The sequence below is a fragment of the Salinivibrio sp. YCSC6 genome, assembly GCF_004916735.1.
GTDB lineage: Bacteria > Pseudomonadota > Gammaproteobacteria > Enterobacterales > Vibrionaceae > Salinivibrio > Salinivibrio proteolyticus.
The window spans coordinates 1674496-1696572 of sequence record NZ_CP039516.1 but is presented as its reverse complement, the minus strand read 5'-3'; the positions used below and the strand labels follow the sequence as shown (position 1 = coordinate 1696572).

Annotated in this window: 13 protein-coding genes; 7 read left to right on the top strand and 6 right to left on the bottom strand. The window is 50.2% G+C overall.

From position 1 onward, the window contains the following. Window positions 1–168: 168 nt before the first annotated feature. From E8E00_RS07750 to E8E00_RS07740, 3 genes are all read right to left on the bottom strand, one after another. Window positions 169–2616 carry a M9 family metallopeptidase gene (locus E8E00_RS07750; protein WP_096628051.1) on the bottom strand — a complete coding sequence of 816 codons (2448 nt, stop codon included), beginning with the start codon at window positions 2614–2616 and terminating at the stop codon, window positions 169–171. A 146-nt stretch (window positions 2617–2762) separates the two neighbouring features. Beyond that, the gene (locus E8E00_RS07745) at window positions 2763–4562 is read right to left on the bottom strand and encodes a Na/Pi cotransporter family protein (RefSeq protein ID WP_240531873.1); all 1800 of its coding nucleotides are present in this window, start codon (window positions 4560–4562) and stop codon (window positions 2763–2765) included. 188 nt (window positions 4563–4750) lie between these two features. Continuing rightward, window positions 4751–6757 (bottom strand): M4 family metallopeptidase, encoded by a 2007-nt coding sequence (locus tag E8E00_RS07740; protein ID WP_096628054.1) that lies wholly within the window; start codon window positions 6755–6757, stop codon window positions 4751–4753. Between the two features lie 243 nt (window positions 6758–7000). Between E8E00_RS07740 and E8E00_RS07735 the strand changes: the two genes are divergently transcribed. After that, window positions 7001–7780: a DUF2927 domain-containing protein gene (locus E8E00_RS07735; protein ID WP_167314272.1), complete on the top strand. Its 780-nt coding sequence runs from the start codon at window positions 7001–7003 to the stop codon at window positions 7778–7780. 32 nt (window positions 7781–7812) lie between these two features. Here E8E00_RS07735 and E8E00_RS07730 read toward each other — a convergent pair whose 3' ends face one another. Then, a complete protein-coding gene (locus E8E00_RS07730; RefSeq protein ID WP_096628060.1) occupies window positions 7813–8577 on the bottom strand; it encodes a ParA family protein in 765 nt (254 codons plus the stop codon). 383 nt (window positions 8578–8960) lie between these two features. On the opposite strand from E8E00_RS07730, the gene E8E00_RS07725 reads away from it, so the two are divergent. From E8E00_RS07725 to udp, 5 genes are all read left to right on the top strand, one after another. Further along, complete coding sequence (locus tag E8E00_RS07725; protein ID WP_069588315.1) at window positions 8961–9377, top strand: CBS domain-containing protein; 417 nt, start codon at window positions 8961–8963, stop codon at window positions 9375–9377. A 208-nt stretch (window positions 9378–9585) separates the two neighbouring features. Next, complete coding sequence (locus E8E00_RS07720; RefSeq protein ID WP_096631360.1) at window positions 9586–10950, top strand: MATE family efflux transporter; 1365 nt, start codon at window positions 9586–9588, stop codon at window positions 10948–10950. Between the two features lie 324 nt (window positions 10951–11274). Next, on the top strand, window positions 11275–12501 hold the full coding sequence (gltS, locus tag E8E00_RS07715; protein ID WP_077675975.1) for a sodium/glutamate symporter: 1227 nt from the start codon (window positions 11275–11277) through the stop codon (window positions 12499–12501). 203 nt (window positions 12502–12704) lie between these two features. Continuing rightward, window positions 12705–15023, top strand: a complete 2319-nt coding sequence (locus E8E00_RS07710) for a zinc/cadmium/mercury/lead-transporting ATPase (protein ID WP_096628063.1) — start codon at window positions 12705–12707, stop codon at window positions 15021–15023. A gap of 219 nt (window positions 15024–15242) precedes the next feature. After that, window positions 15243–16004 carry a uridine phosphorylase gene (gene udp, locus E8E00_RS07705; RefSeq protein ID WP_077456987.1) on the top strand — a complete coding sequence of 254 codons (762 nt, stop codon included), beginning with the start codon at window positions 15243–15245 and terminating at the stop codon, window positions 16002–16004. A gap of 77 nt (window positions 16005–16081) precedes the next feature. On the opposite strand, the gene E8E00_RS07700 is transcribed toward udp, so the two are convergent. Together E8E00_RS07700 and yccS are read right to left on the bottom strand one after the other, a co-directional pair. Further along, window positions 16082–17251, bottom strand: coding sequence for a Card1-like endonuclease domain-containing protein (locus E8E00_RS07700; RefSeq protein WP_077640364.1), 1170 nt, complete (start codon window positions 17249–17251; stop codon window positions 16082–16084). A 281-nt stretch (window positions 17252–17532) separates the two neighbouring features. Further along, entirely contained in the window at window positions 17533–19737 is a 2205-nt protein-coding gene (gene yccS, locus E8E00_RS07695; RefSeq protein WP_240531875.1) for a YccS family putative transporter, read from the bottom strand. 239 nt (window positions 19738–19976) lie between these two features. Here yccS and helD point away from each other — a divergent pair, with 239 nt between their 5' ends. Next, entirely contained in the window at window positions 19977–22058 is a 2082-nt protein-coding gene (gene helD, locus E8E00_RS07690) for a DNA helicase IV (protein ID WP_096628066.1), read from the top strand. Window positions 22059–22077 lie beyond the last annotated feature (19 nt).

The following is a 22077-nucleotide window of genomic DNA, read 5'->3' as shown; positions in this document are numbered from 1 at the left end:
CATTGTCTCAATTTGTGTGGGAGAGAAAACAGCAATCATCCCTTGCGTCTTTTTCCTCTTTCTATTCTTTTCCCATTTATATGGCAACCGAACAAAAAAGCGCCACTCGGCAGTGGCGCTTGGTAACATTTTTTTAGTGCTTAGTGCTTAGTGCTTAGTGCTTAGTGCTTAACGAAAATAAACACGCACATCGGTTTGGCTTCGGCTTCCATCACCTGCAAGTAGCAAGTGCAGACGCTGCTGGTCACGTAAATCAACTTCGATGTACTGGTTGCTGCCCGGTACGTCAGAGGCTGCTTGGTTTTGTGCTTGCGTGGGCCAGTAATCCTCGGCGGCGAATACGCTCAGATCCCCCGCGTCACCATCCGCCATGACCCACACTTGCGCCTTGGTGGCTCCCGCAGGTACATCGGCATACAGATAGCGACGTTGATAAACGCTAATACTGTTTGGGCTGGCGACGTTAAGTTGCGTTGGGCGCAAGTCATCGGTGCCTGCTGGTGTTTCAGGCTCTGGTTCTGGGGTTGGCTCGGGTTGCACTTGGCCTTCTGCATTCACTTTGACAGTGACATCGGTAAAGTCACCACGACCGGTGACACTTAAGGTATACCGACCCGGCTTCACATCATTTAGTATCACGGTTTCATTACTGGTTTGGTTCCACTCGGTGGCGTCATAGTCGTAATAGTGCGCTTGACGGCCTTTTGCCACGTAGAGATCCGCGTTGCCCTGTCCTTCGATACTGAATGTCAGCGCGCTAGCAGAGTGGGCGAGGTCAATTTGATACAGGTGTTCACTGTATGCTTGCCCGCTAATGGTGACAGTTTGACCGAGAGACAGTGTTGTTACTTCTGGTTGCTCTGGCTCTGGCTCTGGCTCCGGCTCAGGATCTGGACGAGGTGGTTCGCCGCCATTGGTGTCTTCCAAGGTGGTCAGCCACTGTGCAAACTCTTGGTCATAACGATGGCCATAGTCTTTGACTAAATTTGCCCACTGCTCGAATTTCCCGGTGCGACCCGCATCAAGCAAAGTTTCCACAGCCTCTGGGTGCTTTTCAAACAAGAAGCGTACCGCCAAATATCCCCAGCGATACACGCGGTTCACATCATGTTGGTAGGTGGTGGCAAACACGTCACTGAGTGAATAGCCGCCTTCTTTGCCTAAGCGAATTGCTTCGGCATAGTCATCGCCATGGGCCATATACTCCGCAAAGCCTTCTAGCCACCACACAGTATGACCGTGGCGAAGCACGTCGTTGAAGTCGCCGTACATATTAAATCGGCCATCGAGATAATGAATGTACTCGTGTTCGAGGTTCCAAATCGAAAGCGATTGGCCATTATCATTCCGGTACGCGATAAAACGGGCTTGGTTGTCTGGATCGGCAGGGTTCCCCTCTAAGTATTGGCCACCATTATCGGTTGAGTTACCAAACAAAAATGCTGAGTAGGTTTTGTAGTCCGATGGGTTATCAAACACCACGACTTCAACGTTGTCGTTTAGATCGTCGGCGACGGCTTGATAGCCTGAGTTAACCGTTTGATGAAAAGCCACTTCTTTGTTGTGCAGGCTTTCACATGCCTGTTGCGCTTGTGCTTGTGTCATGCTCTGTGAGCGAATGATCGCCGGACCGTCACATTGGTGGCGATAAGGCATCACTTTGGCTTCTAGCGTGGCTTTGGCATCAGACAAGCCTAATTCGGCCATCTTGTTGGGAGCATAAGCATCCACCATTTCTACCATGCCTACCCAAACGGCGTCGTTTTGACCGCCCAACGGGAAACGGGGTAAGAGATCTCTATAGTGGCTAATCACACGATCTCGCACGCTGGCTTGGGGGGCTATCAATAGTCGTCCCATTTCGCGGACCGTGTTTGATACCAACAACGCGCCGTGGTCGCTGTTAGACAGCTTAGGGTGATTGATAACGAACTGATAAAGGCGGTCAATCAAGGAGAGATCAGCGGCGAGCACATCGTAAAAGGCTTGACGAGATTGGTGGCCAGCCATAGCACGGAAAAGGTTATTGAGTGCATCGGCATAACGGCGTTCGTCTAAGCGGTCTTGTTTCAGATTTTCAAGCAGTTGAATTTGTAGGTCTAGGGTTTGCGGCAGGCGCTTGATGCTGTCGGCCATCAGCGTTAAACCATGCAAAGCATCGGTTTGGGCGCTGCCCTTCGCCGTGGCGAAAGGCGAACGTAAGAACGTATTGATTGCATCCGCAAGGCGATCGCCTAGCGAGTCAGAATAGTCAGGACTCGCCTTGTCACCATAGAAGCGAACATAGTAGGCGGCACGCACATACTCAGCCAAGTTAGCAATTTGGCGAGCTTGGTCGTCCTCACCCTGATAATGGGCAATGGTCTGCGATAAACGCTGCGCTACTTTGCTTACAAAAGTTTCTTGGTAGACGTTGCTATATCGAATAGACGTGGTGTCATACCAGCTGGTAAAACAACTGCGGTCAGCACTCATAATCGCTTCGATAGGCGCGTTACTGACTGCCAAATCGGCAATCTCACAGTGAGCATCAGCCCATGCACTGGTGCTGCTAAATGCAGCGAGGGCTATCAGTGCCGATAAAGGTTTAGGTCGGGAAGGGAATAATGTATACATTTCAGGCTCCTAGATATCATTAGGCGGAGCCGTTATAACGATTTTACCCACATGCTTGGGTTATAAAGCCCAAAAATTAGGGCTTGGTTCCGTTTTCTTTGTCTATTCTGCTATTTCTGCACCAATATTCCCCAAACAATACGGCACTAGGCTTCTTTTTCGCGCAGATGCAACTTCGCGATCCTTTTGGTGACGGTATAAACACGTTTGAGAGACTCGGTCCACTCCATCTCAATGCTAAATAGCTGTAAGCGGTTGGCATCATCTTCGACTAGACGCTCAGCTTGATGGGCGAGAACTTTATCAAGCAGGGCATTCAGCTCGCGTTTCGCATGCAAGACCTGTTTGGCACGCTTATCGTCGCCTCGCCGAATCGCATTGACACAATCTAGCAGCGCATGAGTCACCTTTTCTTGCATGGCATCTAGCGTCGTACGCATTTTATTACTGATGGTGATATCCGCATTGAGGGATTTTTCCATTATCGGGAGCAGCGTATTAGTGATCAGGTCCGCAATGCTTTCCAGTTGGTCGGTCATGCTAATTAATGCCATTTGGCGTTGGCTTTGCGCGTGACTAAGTGGTTCTTTGCGCAGTCTGCCTAAATAAAACAGGATGTGTCCGTGCAGGGCATCGACTTGATTTTCAATTTCATCAATTTGTTTTAATGCGGCGATCGCCGCGTCGCGTTGTGGTTGGCTTGCCAGTTTCGAGGTGAGTGGCGGCAGGGTATTCATCATGTTACAGACCCGCCGTCCAATACGGCCAATCTCAAGTTGCGCTTGATCCATCGCGATATCTGGTGTCATCAATAACTCTTTCGCCAGATATTTAGGAGTAATGATAGGCTTTTCGCTACTGAGTGGCTTTTTCGAGCGTGGCACAATCTTTTTCGCTAGCCAAACAAACCCACCGGCGAAAGGCAACATAACCAGTGTGTTGAGCACATTAAACAATGTATTGGCGTTAGCAATTTGCCGCGGCAGTTCAGCGCCCAAACGATCGACACCTGTCAGTTGGGGGTAAGCTGGAGAAAGTGCAACGCTCCAATCACTTAATAGCGAGATCAGTGGCAGCCAAATCATGACGCCGATGATATTAAAAAGAATATGAATGCTGGCAGTTTGTTTGGCTTCTCGGGATTTTCCGATAGCGGCGAGAAGTGCTGTCACACAGGTACCAATATTGGCGCCCATCGCAAGGGCGATACCACTTTCCAGCGAAATAAAGCCTTGTCCGGCAAGGACAATCACGATCCCTGTTGTTGCTGAAGACGACTGAACTAATGCGGTGAACAGCGCCGCAAGTAAGATCGCGAGCAGAGGGTTATCCATGGTCGCCATCGCGTCGATAAAGGGCTGATAATCGCGCAGCGGTGACATGGCATCGCTCATCACGTTCATGCCCAGAAAAATCAGACCTAAGCCGAACAGCATATTACCGTAGTGTTTGGTTTGGTCGGCTTTGGCGATAAATTGGGTGAGAAAGCCGGCAGCGACCATTACGTACGCTGCTTTGGTGATCTTAAAGGCAACAATTTGCGCAGTCACCGTGGTACCAATATTGGCACCCATAATGACCCCGGTCGCTTGGGCAAGTGACATCAGGCCTGCTGAGATAAAACCTATCAATAATACGGTGGTGACGGAAGACGATTGAATGGTGGCAGTAATGCCGGCGCCCGTGAGCACCCCAGCCACGCGGTTGGTGGTCAGTTTGGCGAGCAAGGTTTTTAAGCGGCTACCGGCGGCGCTTTTGAGGGCATTAGACATCTTGTCCATACCATAGAGAAACAGCGCCAGCCCACCGAGTAGTCCCATGATCATGCTAGGATACTGAATGTTCTCAGCATTGCCTTGCGCGGCCCAAACGAGTGGGGAACACAATAAAAACAGCAGCGCCACAAGCTTGGCGCGAAATGTGTTAGAAAAAATCGTCAGATGCATTCAATCTGCCCAATTATCTGATTATCACCAATAATCATTAACATAGATGTAAAGAAGAAGTAATGCGAATGTCACTTTCAAGAAGAAGGCAGAATCGTGGCGTGATCACAGTCGTGAGGAAACGGCCTGCGAGATAATCATAAAAAAGCGACTAGCCGTGGCTAGCCGCTAATCACAAGACAACAATATTAACCTTGGCAGCTTCCTTGATATTGCCAAACCCATTGATTCGAGAATGGATCAATGCCCCAGTTATCTTGTGTCGCTTGGAACAGATGCCCTTGATATTGAACGCTGACGCCGGAGTAGTAATAGTTGTAGGTTCCCCAGCTAGGGACGTTGCTACAGCGGTTTTGCTCGATACCACGGTCATCAAGGCGTGCGATTACGTTTGTGGCGTAGTTCACCTTGCTGGTGACAGTGACATATAGATCCATGCCCTGAATCTCACTAAAACCACAGTATTCCTCGTTACCCGCGTTGGTGGACGCACAGTCATGATCTTCGGCGCTCGCTGGACGGCCAACCGCCGTATATAAATCAATGTCACCCTGACCACGATAAGTTTGTAGCCATACTGTACCGCGTGGTGCATTCTTAATCACAAACTGGTGAGCCGTACCTGCGTAGCCGTGAAGTTCCACTGGCTGATCGAAAGTGAGCGGTACCACTTCAGGCGTCGGCTGCGGCTCTGGATCTGGGGTAGGCGTTTCACCGGTTCCTTGGCAGCTTTGGGTTTGGATGCCAACTTCAGCAAAGGCTTGGCTGACAGCAACGGCCGAATAGTTTAGCGCTTTCGCGGCTTCACATACGCCATCGGCGCCTTGTTGGAAGCTCGAGTTAGGTTGCCAGTACAATTGGTTGGCGGTGGCAAACGCGGTAAACGCTTTTTGGATATCCCACTCTGCGCTGGTGGCAAGATGGTAAAACGCTTTGTTGAAGATGCCTGAGCTAAAGTGCACGTCGATGCCTGGGTAGTAACGGTTGACATGACCAATGGAGCGTCCATCTTGGCTTGGATTAATGAAATAGCGCATCGCATCGCTATATTTCATCACGTCTTCACCCATTTTCCAGTTGAAGTCGCCATAAACATACTGACCAAGTGCCGCGGCGGCGATATCAGAGAAAGATTCGTTCATGCCTCCCGACATGCCGCGATATTCGAGCCCTGAATTTTGTTCAGTAAAACCGTGGCTGACCTCATGGGCAATCACATCCCAAGTGGTTAGCGGATACATGCTGCCGTTGCCGTCACCAAAGGTCATTTGTTGTCCGTCCCAGAATGCATTGCCGTAGCCTTGACCATAATGGACACGCATGGTGAGCTTTTGACGGATAGGGCGTACGCCGAGCCAATCTTGATACATTTCAAAGACTTTTTGTCCAAAGTACTGCGCATCATTCATGGGTGCATAAGCCCCGTTGACTTGGCGGTAGTTGTTCTGGGGACAACTAAACTGGTGAACACTTCCACCCCATTCCTGATTGTTCATGTTGACCGTGACAACGTTGGGGCTGTCCATTTGGCAGTAGCGGTTGACTTCAAAGCCGCCCAGTTGAGTATTAGGGCCGAAGGTATAGCGTCCACTTTTTTGGTTACCACCGGGTCCGCCGGCCTCTAAGTGTGCGATTCCCTCCCAGCTATCTAATATATTTCCCGATTTCGCATCGACGATTTTCATCGGGCGCGAAGGATGACCGTTATCGCTGGCAAGGTAGTCAACTTTATAGACGAGACGCGCTGTTTGTTGTTCATCTAACCAGATCAACAATTCCGTGTTTGCATCCGCTTGATGAAAATGGCGATTGCCTTGGCCCGTCTGACCTTGAGCAATCGCAATGGCCTGCTGCTGGTTAATCATGGGTAGCGTGCCACCAATATCTTGTTCGATATCAGTGACAACGTCACCTTTAACACTTGGCGCAAAGCCCCGTGCGGCAGTGTTTTCAACCACGGAATAACCGTAAACCGGAATGCCATGATGCAGTTGCTGTTTGCGGACCAGTGATTGATTGCCCACTTGCAGACGTGATTTTTCACGAAAACTGAGTGCAGGTGCTGCCGCCATTGCTGAGCGTGCCGTATTGGCGTCTAGTGCTTGGCTAAGATCCAAATCAGAGGCATCAACGATGGTGGCGGCGTGGGCGGAAAACGCAAAGGGGAGTAAGAGTGCGAGCGCTGTTTTACGCATAGAATCCTCGAGTTAGTGAGACAAATCGCCCGTTACTATCCACATTACTGAATAACTAAAAATGTGATCGCTATCAAATTGAGGATCTGGTTCAAAAAATGTCTAGAAAAGTGGTATCCCTATTCCATATTCAACAGATATGGTAAGAAAAAACAGACAGCACGCGATTCAACCAGTTGGTTATCAACTGGTGTGCTACGCTAAACAGGCATCGAAAGCGCGGGGTTGAGGTAGTGAAGGTTGTTGTTTAAGGGTCGAGTTAGTATCGGGCTTATCGTATGGCTGGTCTCGTTCAGTACGCTTGCTGTTGAGCAACCTTGGCAGCAACCGAGTTATATTCAAGATGCGTTTTATCGCATTGCGCTGAAAAGTGAATATGTAGAAGGTGAACATGGTGTTCGTAAGTGGAAGGAGCCCGTGCGCTATACCGTGTCGCATGTCGTCAGCGACAGCGAACTTCACGATAAACTCGTCCGCTACCACCTTGACCATTTGCAAAGCTTGACGGGGATAAACTTTATCCCGGCTTCGCACCCTAAAGCCGCTAATCTGACCATTGTATTTACCAACCACCAACGCTTTTTAGACGATGCGCGACAATACTTTAAAACCAACGATGTCACCCCATTACGCAAAGCGGTCTGTGCGGCTAATTTTGCCGTTGATAAAAACGGCTGGATACGGCGTGCAGCGGTCGTGATCCCAGTTGATTTGGCGCGATCTAAAGGTAAGTTAGTCGCCTGTGTGGTTGAAGAGCTAACCCAGATCATGGGGCTGCCCAATGACGACGATAACGTGTTTCCTTCCATTTTTAATGATCGCACACCGGAACAACTATTAACGGGTTTAGACGGCTTGTTACTGCGACTTTTGTACTTGCCAGACATACAAGCCGGACAAAATTGGCGTCAGGTGGAGCCAATCATTGCGCCGGTTATTGAGTCGTGGGCGCGCGACGGCACCATTGCGCAGGCTCATCGCGCGGTAAGAACGGGCGAGTTGTACCGCTTGTTGGGTTGGTAATGCGCGAATGATTACGCGCCTAGGCTCTCCGCCTATGCAGCGTGTTGATCGGAAAGCACCCGCGCTGCGAACTCCCGCCATAATCGACGATAATACATGGCTGCAGCGGTTCCCTTGCCGATATCGGTGACAGGCGCACAGGTCACGCCCATTTTTTCTATATCGCTACTAAAGGGCACATGGGCATCCAACATAGCAGGGTATTGTTTCTGCATCCGATGCATGGTGTCGACGTGTAAGCGCTTTGTTTTCTGCACCATCGAGAAAAAGGGGTGAATACGCGCCACATCAAAATCATGGGCGATAAAATATTGATAAAGCTGTTCAAGTGTGCGTTCAGAAAGCGTCGTCGGGATCACGGGGGTCAGCAGTTCATCACAATGGCGGAATACGGCATCAGACAGCGCGGATAGAGTGGGTGGGCAATCGAGTATCACGATATCGTAGTCATCCTTAACGGCTTTAAATCGACGTTTGAAGAGACTTTTTGACCCGCCTTTCTGTGAAGCTAGAAAAATATCGAAGTCTTTAAAGTCATGGTGCGCTGGCACCACATCAAGGTTGGGGTAGTGACTGGGTTGAATGGACTTTTTAAACTTTTTATCTCGGGTAAAGAAGCTGTCTTGCCCTAAATGCTTGGATGGTTTGAGCTTAAAGTAAAACGATGACGCGCCTTGCGGGTCAAGATCGCAAAGCAAGACGCGATAGCCGCTTTCTGCCATCAAATGTGCCATATTCACCGACGTCGCCGTTTTTCCCACACCACCTTTGTTACTGTAAACCGCAATAATTTTCATCGTTTTCTTCCCATCCCCATGCGTGAATCGCCATCGTTTTTAGTATCATCCATTTGTTTTGATACGGTATGAAATCGATGAAACCCTATCTACCTCTTTAGCTGTTTTATTTAACAATTTGTGACAAAACAAAAAGAGAAGGGCGTGCCAGCTTATCTTGTTGCAAGTGAGGCTGAGAGGCGTGTGAAGCTGGTATAAAGCAATCACGCCACATCATTGCTTTGTCCAATCACACAAATTGTTCAAAGTGATTTAGACATTTCGCTAACTTAGACAACACTTAAAGAACGGGACAACCATAGCCACGCTACGCGGCATACACATTTTGATATGACGTGGTTAGCAGGTATATGGCGTGAGTTAAGCATTGAAGAGGGGGCGACATGGAGTCGATCAAAGTCAAAGATTATATGAACAAGCGGCCGGTGACATTCTCGCCAGATATGCCGCTATCCAGTGCGCTGGAAAAATTACTGCGGAGCCAACAAACTGGTGGACCCGTGATTGATGCCAACAAGCGTCTAGTGGGGTTTATTTCCGAGCAAGATATGCTGCAGCAATTGCTAAGAGACAGCTATCACTGTCAAGACTCCCACTCTGTGTCTGATTGTATGACGCCGAATGCACTCGCGGTGCAATCAGAAGACAGTATCATTAAGCTGGCCGAAATGATGATGCCCACCAAGCCTAAGCTGTATCCAGTGGTTGATGACGGTAAATTGGTAGGGATTATCACTCGGCGAGACGTTCTCCGGGCGATCAGCACTCAAATGGGAGAGTGCCTCACGCATCCTGTCTAAATGAAAGACTCAAGCGTCTTGTGCCGTTTCTTTGAGGGGAGAAGTGGCCAAGGCGTTTTTCTTTGCGCGCTTTCGCGTACGAGGAAACGATGTGACTTATCAATATCACTCACACGTGCGCTATCCCAAACTGTGCTGATTTGGGATCAGCACTATGGCGTCGATTGGGTATGATACTCATCATCATACCCTGACGCACTGCTCATTAATGCCTGCAAAACTTCATTCACTGTCACGTCAGTTCTGGCGCTATACGTTACCTACCGTGGCCGCTATGTTGGTTAATGGTCTTTATCAAGTCATTGATGGCATCTTTATCGGTCATGTCATGGGGGCTGATGGCTTGGCAGGCATTAACCTGATTTGGCCATTGATCGCAGGCATGTTAGGGATTGGTCTGATGATTGGTGTTGGCGCTGGGGCGAAAATAAGTGCTGCGCGAGGAAAAGGGCATGATCCCTCCGGGCATCACACGCTCGCGGTCGCGATCGGATTAGTGCTACTTCTCAGTGTTTTTCTTAGCTTCGCACTGGTCGCGTGGGGCCAATATCTACTAGCACTTCAAGGCGCAGAGCAGGTGCCGCTGGCTTTTGCGGTGCAATACTTAGATGTACTGGTTTGGGCCAATATGTTTACCCTCGGTTCGATGGCGGTGCCTATTTTACTGCGTAACGACGATCAACCCGGCTTGGCGACGCGATTGATGATGTTAGGCGCGTTGCTCAATATTGGTTTTGATCTGGTGTTTATCGTCTGGCTTGAGTGGGCATTAACCGGCGCTGCCATTGCCACAGCGTTAGCGCAAGCGGCGGTAACGCTGGTAGGCGTCAGTTACTTTTTTTCTCGGCGCAGTCGGTTGCAAGTTATTTGGCCGTCATGGTCACAGGCTTGGTCAATCACACGGCATATCTGTGCAATCGGTGCGGCGAGTTGGATTATGTACGGTTATAGCGCTGTGATGGTGGCGGTGCACAATCACCTTTTAATGCTGCACGGCGGAAAACTGGCGGTAGGGGCGTATGCCGTGATCGGCTATGTGGTCATTGTGTACTATTTGCTAGCCGAAGGGGTAGCCAATGGGATGCAACCTTTAGTGAGCTTTTATGCGGGTGCCAGTCAGCCACACTGGATAAAGCGGTGCTTATTGATGGCGTTGTCTTGTGTCTTAGTGACGGGCGTTGCCTTTGTGGCAGTGATCAATGGCTTACCCAACACCTTGGCACGCGTATTTGTTGGCAGCGGCAATCCGGCCTTACTGGATAGCACAGTCAATGGATTACGGTTGCACCTGATCCTTCTGTTTCTCGATGGCTTTATTGTCGTTGCCGCCGCGTACTTTCAAGCCATTCATCACGGGCGAACCGCGCTAATGATCAGTATCGGTAATATCGTACTGCAACTCCCGTTTTTGTTTCTCTTTGCGTCATATTGGCAATTGGATGGGGTTTGGCTGGCCTATCCGGCCTCTAATTTGGCATTGGCAATACCTGTGGGGGCATGGTTAGCGATCGATCTGCGGCGCCGCCTCCGTCATTTGTCGCAAACAGATGCGAATGTAGGCGATTTTTGCTGAAAATGTCGACAACATTACTCACTGGCTATGACGTAAATAACCTCGCTAATTCAATGATTAGCAGCGATATTGACGCATAAAGTTCGATACTTGGTGCCAAAATCACAGATTTCTGCTATTGTGCCGCGAATCAGACACACCGAGGCGTCAAGCAACTGTTGGCGATGCTCGCAGTGTTAAACAACTAAAAACGATAAGCAGGATGCTGAGATGTCGTTGGGATGTGGAAGCCAGCATTGACTTCAACGTGAATAACATGAGGTAAAAGACAAAGGTCAAATTGGATTATCAGGGAGGATGTGATGAGAGAAACAAAGAGGTTATATGTATCAACTCAATTCTATTGGTGCACTAGAGTCATTTTTGATCGCCATTGGTGTGCTTTTTCTAGGCCATTTTGTTAATTCAAAAATTCCTGCATTACGTAAATTTAATATCCCCGAACCTATTGTCGGCGGATTAATTATTGCCTGTGTTATTGCAGTGCTGCATTCAAACGGTATAGATTTTAAATTTGACTTGCCGTTAAAAAGCACCTTTATGCTAATGTTTTTTGCCACTGTGGGTTTAGCGGCTAATTATAAACAATTGGTGAAAGGTGGGTTAAAAGTATTTTGGTTCCTCGCTATCGCTTCTTTCTACATTATTATTCAGAATGCGATTGGGGTGAGCTTTGCATCGATGCTTGGCTTGGATCCACTGATGGGCCTTGTGGCTGGCTCCATTACCTTGTCTGGTGGGCATGGCACAGGCGCGGCATGGGCACAGATATTGACCGATGAATACGGTATCCAGAGCACGCTCGAGATTGCAATGGCCTCCGCCACACTCGGCCTGGTCATTGGTGGCATTATCGGCAGCCCGGTTGCGCAACGCTTGATTAATAAGCACCAATTAGAATCAGAATATGGTCGTGGCACGACGACACATCAGAAATATCCTGAGTTGGTGACATATAACGAAAATGAAGAAGACAAAGTAACCGCAAAGAAAGTGATCGAAGTCTTATTCATCTTATTGCTTTGTATTACGGGCGCGCGTTATTTATCGGAATGGGTTAATAGCTTTAATATTCAGTGGTTAATGATCCCAGACTTTGTATATGCCTTGTTTTTGGGTGTGATTGTTACCAATACCCTTGAGATCTTTAAATTTAGAAAGCTGGAATCAGAAACGGTTGATATGGTCGGAACAGTGTCATTGTCACTATTCCTTGCCATGGCGCTGATGACATTGAAGCTTTGGAATATTCTCGACCTGGCTGTCCCTTTCTTGATTATTCTTACCATTCAGTCGATCGTAATCGGTGTCTTTAGCTATTACGTGACATTTAAGTTGATGGGAAGTAACTACACAGGGGCAGTTATTGCCGGTGGCCATTGTGGATTTGGACTAGGTGCCACGCCGACAGCCGTGATGAATATGGGATCGATTGTTAATCGTTTTGGCCCGGCACCTCAAGCCTTTATGGTGGTGCCCATTGTCGGTGCTTTCTTCATCGATATCGTGAACCTTATCATTCTGCAGGGCTACATTTTTATTATTCAGTAAACCGAACGCGCTCAGTGCTGATCACTGAGCGCACTTTTCGCTTTCTTTCCCCGCATCACAGCGCTTCCCTTAATCCAAGCACTTTCCCCGACCCACAACGTAAGACAAATGCGATGAATTTCGATCATCGCTTGACTCTGGAGTGGGCTCCAACCCTTATAGTAGGTATAAACGTTCGATATACCGCCAATAAGGAGCCGATTATGTGTAAACACTGTGGATCGCACCATTGCCATCAACCCCATCATCAAAATCCGACCACCTCTGCGCTTGAAACCACACAATGTGCGCAAGACAGCGGCTGTTGTAGCAGTCATGCGGAGGGCGAGGGTAACGCTGGCGATGACGACCCGGATGGGCATTGCCACGCACATGCTCAGCGACAACGTGCAGACACCTCTTCTGAGCGCGCATCAATCGATTCAGTGAATGCGCACGAGTGGGGCGTGACCGGTATGGACTGTCCGAGCTGTGCCGCGAAACTCGAAAAAGCCATTCTGGCAACGTCAGGCGTAGCGCAAGCACAGGTCCTGTTTGCAACGGAGAAACTGCGTGTCACTTATACGGCCGATGCACAGGCTTCTACCGAACGTGCTGTTGAACAAGCCGCCCAAAAAGCGGGCTTTCCTCTCGTCGCTCTCAACCAAACACAACCTGAGGTAACCGGATGGAATAAGTGGCGGCAAGATGCGCTGTTATTCGGGCTAATTGCGGTCATGATGGTGGCGTGGGGACTCCATTATTGGTCTGAACCTTTATCGGGGACGCTGTTTACTTTGGCGACCTTAGTCGGACTGGCGCCGATCGTGGGCAAAGCGATCCGACTGGTAAAAAGCGGATCACCTTTTTCTATTGAAACACTGATGAGCATCGCCGCACTCGGGGCCTTGTACTTGGGTGAGACCACCGAGGCCGCGATGGTGCTGGTACTGTTCCTGATTGGTGAAAGGCTGGAAGGTTATGCCGCCTCACGGGCACGAGATGGCATTCAGTCACTGATGGCCTTGGTTCCTGAGACAGTGACTCGCGTTCATTCATCCGGTGAGCGTGAAACCGTGGCGGCGAGCGCACTGCAACCAGGGGATGTGATTGAAATTAGCGCTGGCGAGCGTTTGCCTGCAGACGGCCAGTTGATGGGGACAATGGCAAGCTTTGATCAAAGCGCCCTGACGGGAGAGCCCATCCCGGTTGATATTGAGGTCGGTGATGCTGTGATGGCAGGCAGCCTTGCGACCGATAAAACGGTCCAGCTTACCGTCACATCCGCACAAGGCGAAAATGCGATTGACCGGATCTTACGTTTAATCGAACAGGCTGAGTCGAAAAAAGCACCGATTGAGCGGTTTATCGATAAATTTAGCCGTTGGTATACGCCGACCATGATTGCGCTTGCCGCATTAGTCGTTGTGGTCCCGCCGTTGTTTTTTGCCGCCAGTTGGCAAGAGTGGTTGTATCGAGGCCTTGCTTTGCTATTGATTGCCTGTCCGTGTGCATTGGTGATTTCAACGCCAGCAGCGATCACATCAGGTCTGGCGACGGCAGCGCGTCGAGGCGCACTGATTAAAGGCGGTGCGGCGTTAGAAATGCTCGCCAGTGTCAATGCGGTGACTTTTGATAAAACGGGCACGCTCACTGAGGGTAAACCGACTGTGACTGATGTGCTGACATGGCAAGGTGACGAGAAGGATTTACTTAAATATGCCACGGCAATCGAGCGAGGCAGTCATCATCCACTGGCCAAATCCTTGGTGCTTTATACCGCCGAGCGAGGCATTGAAGTGCCAGAAGCACGTAATATCCAAGCGCAGGCGGGACAGGGTGTGAAAGGGGATGTCGATGGGTGCCGGATTAGCTTAATTGCACTCGATCGACTGACAGATGATATGTTGACACCGAATCAGCGACACCAAGCCGGAGAGATTGCACAGCGAGGTGTCACGGTGGCGGTCGTAATGGTTGAGGGCGCGCCATACGGACTGATTGGCTGGCGTGATACCTTGCGGGACGATGCCAAGCAAACCGTCAACCAATTACGTGATTTGGGCATTCATTCAGTGATGCTAACCGGTGACAATCCGGCTGCGGCAGCAGAGATTGCAGGAGAGTTGGGTATCGACTTTCGCGCAGGCTTATTGCCGGAAGATAAAGTTCATGCTGTTGAAGCCTTAGCGAAACACTATCGTGTTGCTATGGTGGGAGATGGTATTAATGACGCACCGGCGATGAAAGCGGCGCAATTAGGCGTAGCGATGGGCAGTGGTACGGATGTTGCGCTTGAAACGGCCGACGCGGCGTTAAGTCATAACCGTTTGACTGAATTGCCCGGAATTTTACAGCTGGCGCGCGCAACGCAAGCGAACGTCCGTCAAAATATTACCATTGCGTTAGGGCTAAAAGGTGTCTTTCTGGTTACGAGTGTCTTGGGGATCACCGGGCTTTGGGTGGCGGTGTTAGCGGACAGTGGCGCGACGGCGCTGGTCACGTTGAATGCATTACGGCTGTTGCGAGACAAGCGCCAATAAATCTGACAGCACTTGTCTTCATACACCGTCATAAAGTGATAGCGATCTCTAAATTCTGAAATCTGTAAGGATTGACAGTGTAATAGGTCGATAAAAGTCACATAAATACCCGAAGAATTGGGTATCCTAGACGCATAACAACTTCGAGTTCAGGCCTGCTTTGGCAGGCCTTTAATCATTTGAAGATGCTGCTGACAGCATCCAGCGAGGAGACTGATTATGTCTGATACCCCTGTATTCCACCTTGGCGTTAACCATGCCGACCTACAAGGCGCCACCACTGCGATTATTCCAGGCGATCCTGCGCGAGTAGAAAAAATCGCGAACCTGATGGACAACCCAACCTTTCTTGCCTCTCAGCGCGAGTATACCTTGTACCTAGGCTGGTTAGACGGTAAGCCTGTGGTGGTTTGCTCAACCGGTATCGGTGGCCCATCAACCTCGATTGCGGTTGAAGAACTGGCGCAATTGGGTGTGCGTACCTTCTTGCGTGTCGGCACTACCGGCGCTATTCAACCTAACATTAATGTTGGCGATATGATCGTCACCACAGGGTCTGTTCGCCTTGATGGCGCGAGTACCCACTTTGCACCGATGGAATTCCCAGCCGTGGCTAACTTCGATGTGGCAACGGCCATGAAAGCGGCGGTTGATGAAGATGGCGCAACGGTTCACACCGGTGTGACTGCGTCAAGCGATACCTTCTATCCGGGCCAAGAGCGCTACGATACCTTCAGTGGTCGTGTCGTGCGTCGTTTCCAAGGCTCGATGCAAGAGTGGCAAGACATGGGCGTGCTGAACTTTGAAATGGAGTCCGCCACGCTACTTACCATGTGTGCTAGCTCAGGTCTGCGTGCGGGCTGTGTTGCGGGTGTGATTATTAACCGTACCCAAAAAGAGATCCCTGACCACGCAACGCTTAAAGAAACCGAAACGCGCTCGATCAAGATTGTGGTTGAAGCCGCTCGTAAACTGCTGTAATTCAGACATTGCGGTATCAAAAAAACGCGGCGCTCATCATGAGCGCCGCGTTTTTTATAGTGTCTTAAGTGCGCCAGTTAGCTGGTGCGAATCGCGACGGTGCCACCGGCGGCGACAAACCAATCATAAAGGTGGGTACGCAAGTTACCGAGTTGGTCAGGGCCAATCAGTGCTAAGCCCAGATCGGTAGCTCGAGTAATATCGTGATGGCGCAACGGACGGAAGCTCACCAACATCGCTCGCGCCTGTAACCCTCCAAGTAGATCGCGCAGTGACTCTAACTTGTACAAGGTATCATCGCCATCGCTCGACATGCCTTTGGTTTTACACTCAATAATATGCAGTTTGTTATTGACCACAGTCGCCACATCAAGCTCGTTACGCACTTCGCGCTCGCCAATCTGGCGATACACTTGCACGGAAAGTGAATTATCTTGAATGGTTGGCATTTCTTTTTGAATAGACGTGACGGTGTAATGGACGTAGCTTTCTAACCATTCACCATTGGCAAAGCGACGCGCTTCCTCACAACTAAAGGTTAGCACCCCATTTTGGTATGTTGCGAGCCCAGCTTCAGTCAGATCGTCAAGCAGCATACCGAGTTCACGGTAGCCTTGCTGTTTCTCGCTTAAGGTCACATCAAGGCACTGTTCCTTGCGACACGTGGTGGCTAAATAGTTCAGTGTCGCCAAGCCGGGTCCTAATTCATAAGCATTGCTGGCCCATTTTTCGCCCAAACGATAAATATCATCGGTTAAACAACCGATCACATCGTCATCATGACGCTCACAACGGGCGCCAAAAATCGTGAGGTATTCAGTCAAGCTAATATGGTCTTCGACTTGTTGTTGTGGCAACCCATCTGGATACAACCAGCATAATTCATCGCTATAAGGTTCAATAACATAGCTGGGCCATTGATAGGTGCGAAACACTTCGTAAGCAGACAACAGTTGATGACGGAGACCACAGCTCGCGTTAAAAAGGATATCTTCAGAGGTGGTGCTAAGCTGTTCGGCCAGTTGTTTCACTTGGCTTTTTAATTCACGGATATTGATATCATCGGAAATTTCAAAAAACTCGGTTTCGATGCCTTTTGGCGCAAGTACGCGAGTGAGGCGTTCAAATTCTAGGTCTTGCTCAAGGGTGCCTATTAACACCAACTTGCTCACCGGCAGTTGCTGGTGTAACACGGGGGTGACCAATCGGACGGGATCCGAGTCGATGATTCCTACATGAATAGCCATAATTGCTCCAGGCGGGCGATGCGGCTAAACGAGCCGCTAAAAATATAAGTGTATACCCTAGCTTCCAAACGAGTCATTTGGGTATAGCGTTAAGTCACTTAGGTGGCTTTGTTAATAATATCCGGTCTACGACTAGGGCTTTCAACCGTCAACAACGTAAATTGTTGTAAATTGACATCCCGCTGACTTAGCGTTGGCGTGCTAGCCGAGTATCCGCACGCAACGCGAGTATTGGTACACAGGGTGAGTCACCGAAGGCGGGACCTTGGCCCCGCCGCTAATTATGCGCGACTTTGTTTCAAGGCCTGTTGGCGCAGCGTGAGTGTCAACTGGTTAAGCTCTGGCAGCATGCGCTGAATCAGTTGTAATTGCTGCAATACCATCGTCAGCGGTGTGTTATCGACAGTCTCTCCGTAGCCGCCGTGAGTCTGATGCATGTCATCAGTAGTTTGTAACGCCAGCAGTGCATCATGGTTGGTAGGCTGGGCCAGTAGCTCGGTTAATTGGGTTAATCCTTGGTGGATATCACGGTGAAGCTGGGCCACTTTTTGATGGTTGACCTCATCATCCATCCGGCTTCGATGCGCGCCAAGGGCAGAGATATAGCTCAGCATCGCGTTGTTTAAACATAAGAAACGGAAAGTTTCTTCGATATTGGTGCGATAGCGGCCGGGCTCCGCCAACATATTACTGATCGCGGTAGTCAGCTCCGCATCTGCATTGTGCGCTTGGCGCCGCGCAATCCGATAGGCAAGGGTGTCGCGTTTACCTACTCGGTACTGAGCAATCACGTGGGCTAAATAGTCCCGATTGGCTTGCAAGGCTTCTGTCATGATTCCGCGGAGACGGTGCGCTTGCCAATCCGGCAACACATAACGGACCGCCGCAACGGCAATTAAACAGCCGATGACGGTATCGCCCAAACGCGGTAAGATCACTGCGAAACCCTCCCCGAACTGGCTAAAGCACATTAATACCAATAAGGTGATAAACAAGGTGGCTAGGGTGTACTGAACGGTGCGGAACGCGAAAAAAAGCACCCCAGTGACGACCATCAAGGCCAATTGACTGCTGGGATCGGGAAACAGGTATAAGGCTGGCACGCCGAGTAGCAAGCCAGCCACAGTGCCAACAATCCGCTCTTTAAGCTTACTGCGTGTGGCTGAGTAATTGGTTTGGCAAACGAACTGAATGGTCATCAAGATCCAAAAGCCATGTTCGAGTGATAGACCTTGAATCACGCCATACCCCGCGAGGAGCGATAACGACAAGCGCACCGCATGGCGAAAACGTAATGATCGAAACGTCAGTTGTTGGCGAATGCGAAAGATCATCTCACCAAGCGAGCGCGCATCGGGATCAGCCAATTCATTTTCTTGGGCGCGGCTATCAACTGCGAGGTTACTCAAACTCGCCAACTGCTGCTCAACCGTCTCCAGGTTCTTATATAAAAACTGCAACTGATTTAGCAATGCGATGCGAGTATGGCTGTCTTGGTGTTTAGCCAAATACGCCATCGATTGCTGGATAGCCGTTAACGCTTGCTGCCCTGCATGATGGTGCTGATAGCTGATCCCCAACGAGAGCGCTTGCGCTACCTCACGACACGCGCGCGCTTGCACATTGAGCAGTGCTTCGAAGCGAAACAAAATGTCCGAGTGGAAAAAGTGGGCGGCAAGATCTTGGTAACGATAATGGGAGGAGCTAACCCGCTCGTGAATGTCTTGGGCGATAAAATACGTTTGCAGCAAGGTTTGATGCCGCTGGGTCAGACGGCCGCGTCGTGCTCGCGCCAGTAATGATGCTTTGGCTTGGTTGAGCGCGGCCACCACTTGCGCATTTTGGTTGGCGGCGGCGATGCGGGTAGGTTGCGGAACCAATTCGGCAACCGGATGGAACAAACTAGACTTGGTTTCCATGTACGTGGCGGTTTGGCGAAAGACCGCTGCGAGCCGATGCTGCACGGGACGGTGCGGCCAAATCACAATCCAAGCCAGTGATAGTAACCCGTACCAAAATGCGCCTGAGAGCAGCATCATGGGTTGAAGCCACAGATCACTGCCTTGCTCCATCCCCAACATGGTGTATACCGCCAGTAGCAATGAGGCAAAGGCGATGGTGCCATAACGCTCCCCAATAGCCCCCAGCATGATAAAGCCAAAACTGGAAACGGTTAGCCCTAATGCAAACAGCCAAGGCCAATCGTAAAGCAATTCAACCGAGAAAGAGGCGACCGCGAAGCAGGTGAGCGTCACGCCCAAGGCTTTTATCCGACCCCATAGGTGATCATCCACTTCCGCTAATGCTGAAGCGATGACCCCGAGCACCAGAGGCGTGACAATATCGGTGCGACCAGCGTATCCGGCGTAAAGAGCAACCCCCATTAAAGCGATTAGGACGCGGATACTGTCATTGATGCGGTGGTTCGCCCAGTATTCGCGTAGCGTCAGTGGCATCGAAGGAAAGCGTGGCAACGAAAAGGACATAAAAACACGGATTAAGCCAACAATGAGGGCAAGATAGCAGAAAGATACTGAAAAACTAAGCGTCATCCGTGCGTTTTCGTACGCTTTTTAGAAATAGCTTGCGACAAGTCAAATCCATAGCGTGCTATAGGTGATGCGGCGGGAAGCCATATTGCTAGTGAATTGATTTATCGAGAGTTGCGCAGTAGCATGCCTGTCATCTTATCAAGGCTGGAAAGCGCGTTTTTACGCACTGACTCATGAGTATGAAACTCTCCGCAAACCGCTGGGCACAATGGCTTGTTTATGGCGACCATTACAGCTTGCAGCTCGAAGATGACGGCTTACTGCTCGAATCTCGCCACCATCGTCAATACATTCCTTTTTCGGCATGGGATGGGCAGCTCACGGTGTCGCGCGGGTTGCTGTGGGGAACGATTTCGCTCACCGGTTATAACGACGAGGGCGATCCGCTGCCTTTTGAGGTCTTTGGCTTGCCTTGGCACCGCGCCCAGCAGGCAGGGCAAACCATCTATCGCAGTTATCAAGCCTATATCGCCCGTTATCAAAAACGGCTGGCGCTGATCCGTCCTAGTTTATTGGCAGAGTATGATGCACTGGTGAATACACCCGCTTATGTTCGCTTATCGCAATTTCGCGCGGCGCAACAAATCCTGGTCGACAAGCTAGAAGGCGAGGGGATCCCCGCCTCATTCTTGGCTAGCTTAGATGAAGTGATGGCAACGACACTGGCACCCGTTTTGCGGGGGGATAAACAGTGGCTCAAGACGCGCAATCAGCAATGGCAAGCGATGATGCTCAATCAGTGGCAAGCTTGGTTTGATCGCATCGAATCATCGCCATTGAATGACGGGCAGCGCGCCGCCGTGCTCACCGATGAATCTCATACCTTGGTGGTGGCGGGGCCCGGTAGCGGCAAAACCAGCGTATTGGTGGCACGCGCCGCCTACTTGATTGAAAGTGGTCAAGCCAAACCAGAGCAGCTATTGCTGCTGGCCTTTGGTCGTGATGCTGCTGAAGAACTGAAAACGCGGATAAAGACCAAAACCGGCCATGAAGTGAATGTCACTACCTTTCATGGCTTTGCCCGCCAGCAACTTGCCGAGCACCAAGGGCAGGCGCCGATGATTTCTCCACTCGCCAGTGATGAGACGGCCAAAGCGGCGTGGCTGACTCAAACACTCGCCGAACAGTGGCAACAGCCCACTACCCGCAAACGCTGGGACAAACTGCATCAGCAACAAATACTGCCGCTTGATGATAACGCTGAACTGACTGCGTGTGCCCATGACAGCCGGTTACACACTTGGGTTTGGTCGCGCCTTTCACGAGTGATCCAAGCCAATACCACCAAGCGTGCGCTGAACGATAAGCTGGCAAGCTTTGAGGAGCAGACTGCCTTAAAACATGAACTGGCGGTGATTTGGCCATTGTACCAAGCCTACAAACAGGCGCTAAAAGCGGAGAACGCGGTAGACTTTGACGGATTAATTACCCAAGCCACCAAGCTGTTTCAGCAGCGAAAATTTACCACGCCGATCCAGTTTGTCATGGTCGATGAATACCAAGACATTTCGCCTGCACGATTGGCAATGTTAGAGGCTCTGTGTCACGGTAAAGCGGACAGTGAAACCCAATTACCACGCGCCTCGTTATATGCGGTGGGAGATGATTGGCAAGCTATTTATCGCTTTGCTGGTGCCGATGTCAGCTTAACCACAGAGTTTGCGCAGCGTTTCGGTGACAGTGAAATTTGCTGGCTGACCACCTGTTATCGCTATCCGTCTACTTTGGGGAAGGTGGCACAGCAGTTCATTGAGCAAAACCCCAAGCAGCTCAGTAAACAGTTGGATTACGCGCGTGACAAGGCATCGGCGAAAACGCCTAAAGCGATCAAAGTGATCACGGACGACAAGTTAGAAAAATCGTTGGCAAGCCTTGCCAAAAAGCACGCTAAAGCTGAGCAAGCAGTGAGTGTGATGCTGCTAGGTCGTACGCATGCCGTTTGTCCTGACGCGCTAGAAAGCTGGCAGAATGCTTATCCATCATTGACGCTTCGCTATACCACCGCACACGCCAGCAAGGGGCAAGAAGCCCACTATGTGTTCATCCTCGGCATGGATGAGGGCGTATTTCCTGCCAAGCCGCGTTCGCTCTCACTCGATGAGGCTTTATTAGGGAAAAATGAAGAGCCAATTGAACACGCAGAAGAACGGCGATTGTTTTATGTCGCCCTGACGCGTGCCCAAAAACAAGTGTGGCTAGTACACCAAAAAGGCCATGCCTCACCGTTTGTGGAGGAACTGAAAGGGTATCTGTGAGAAAGTCCCCGCACTGTTA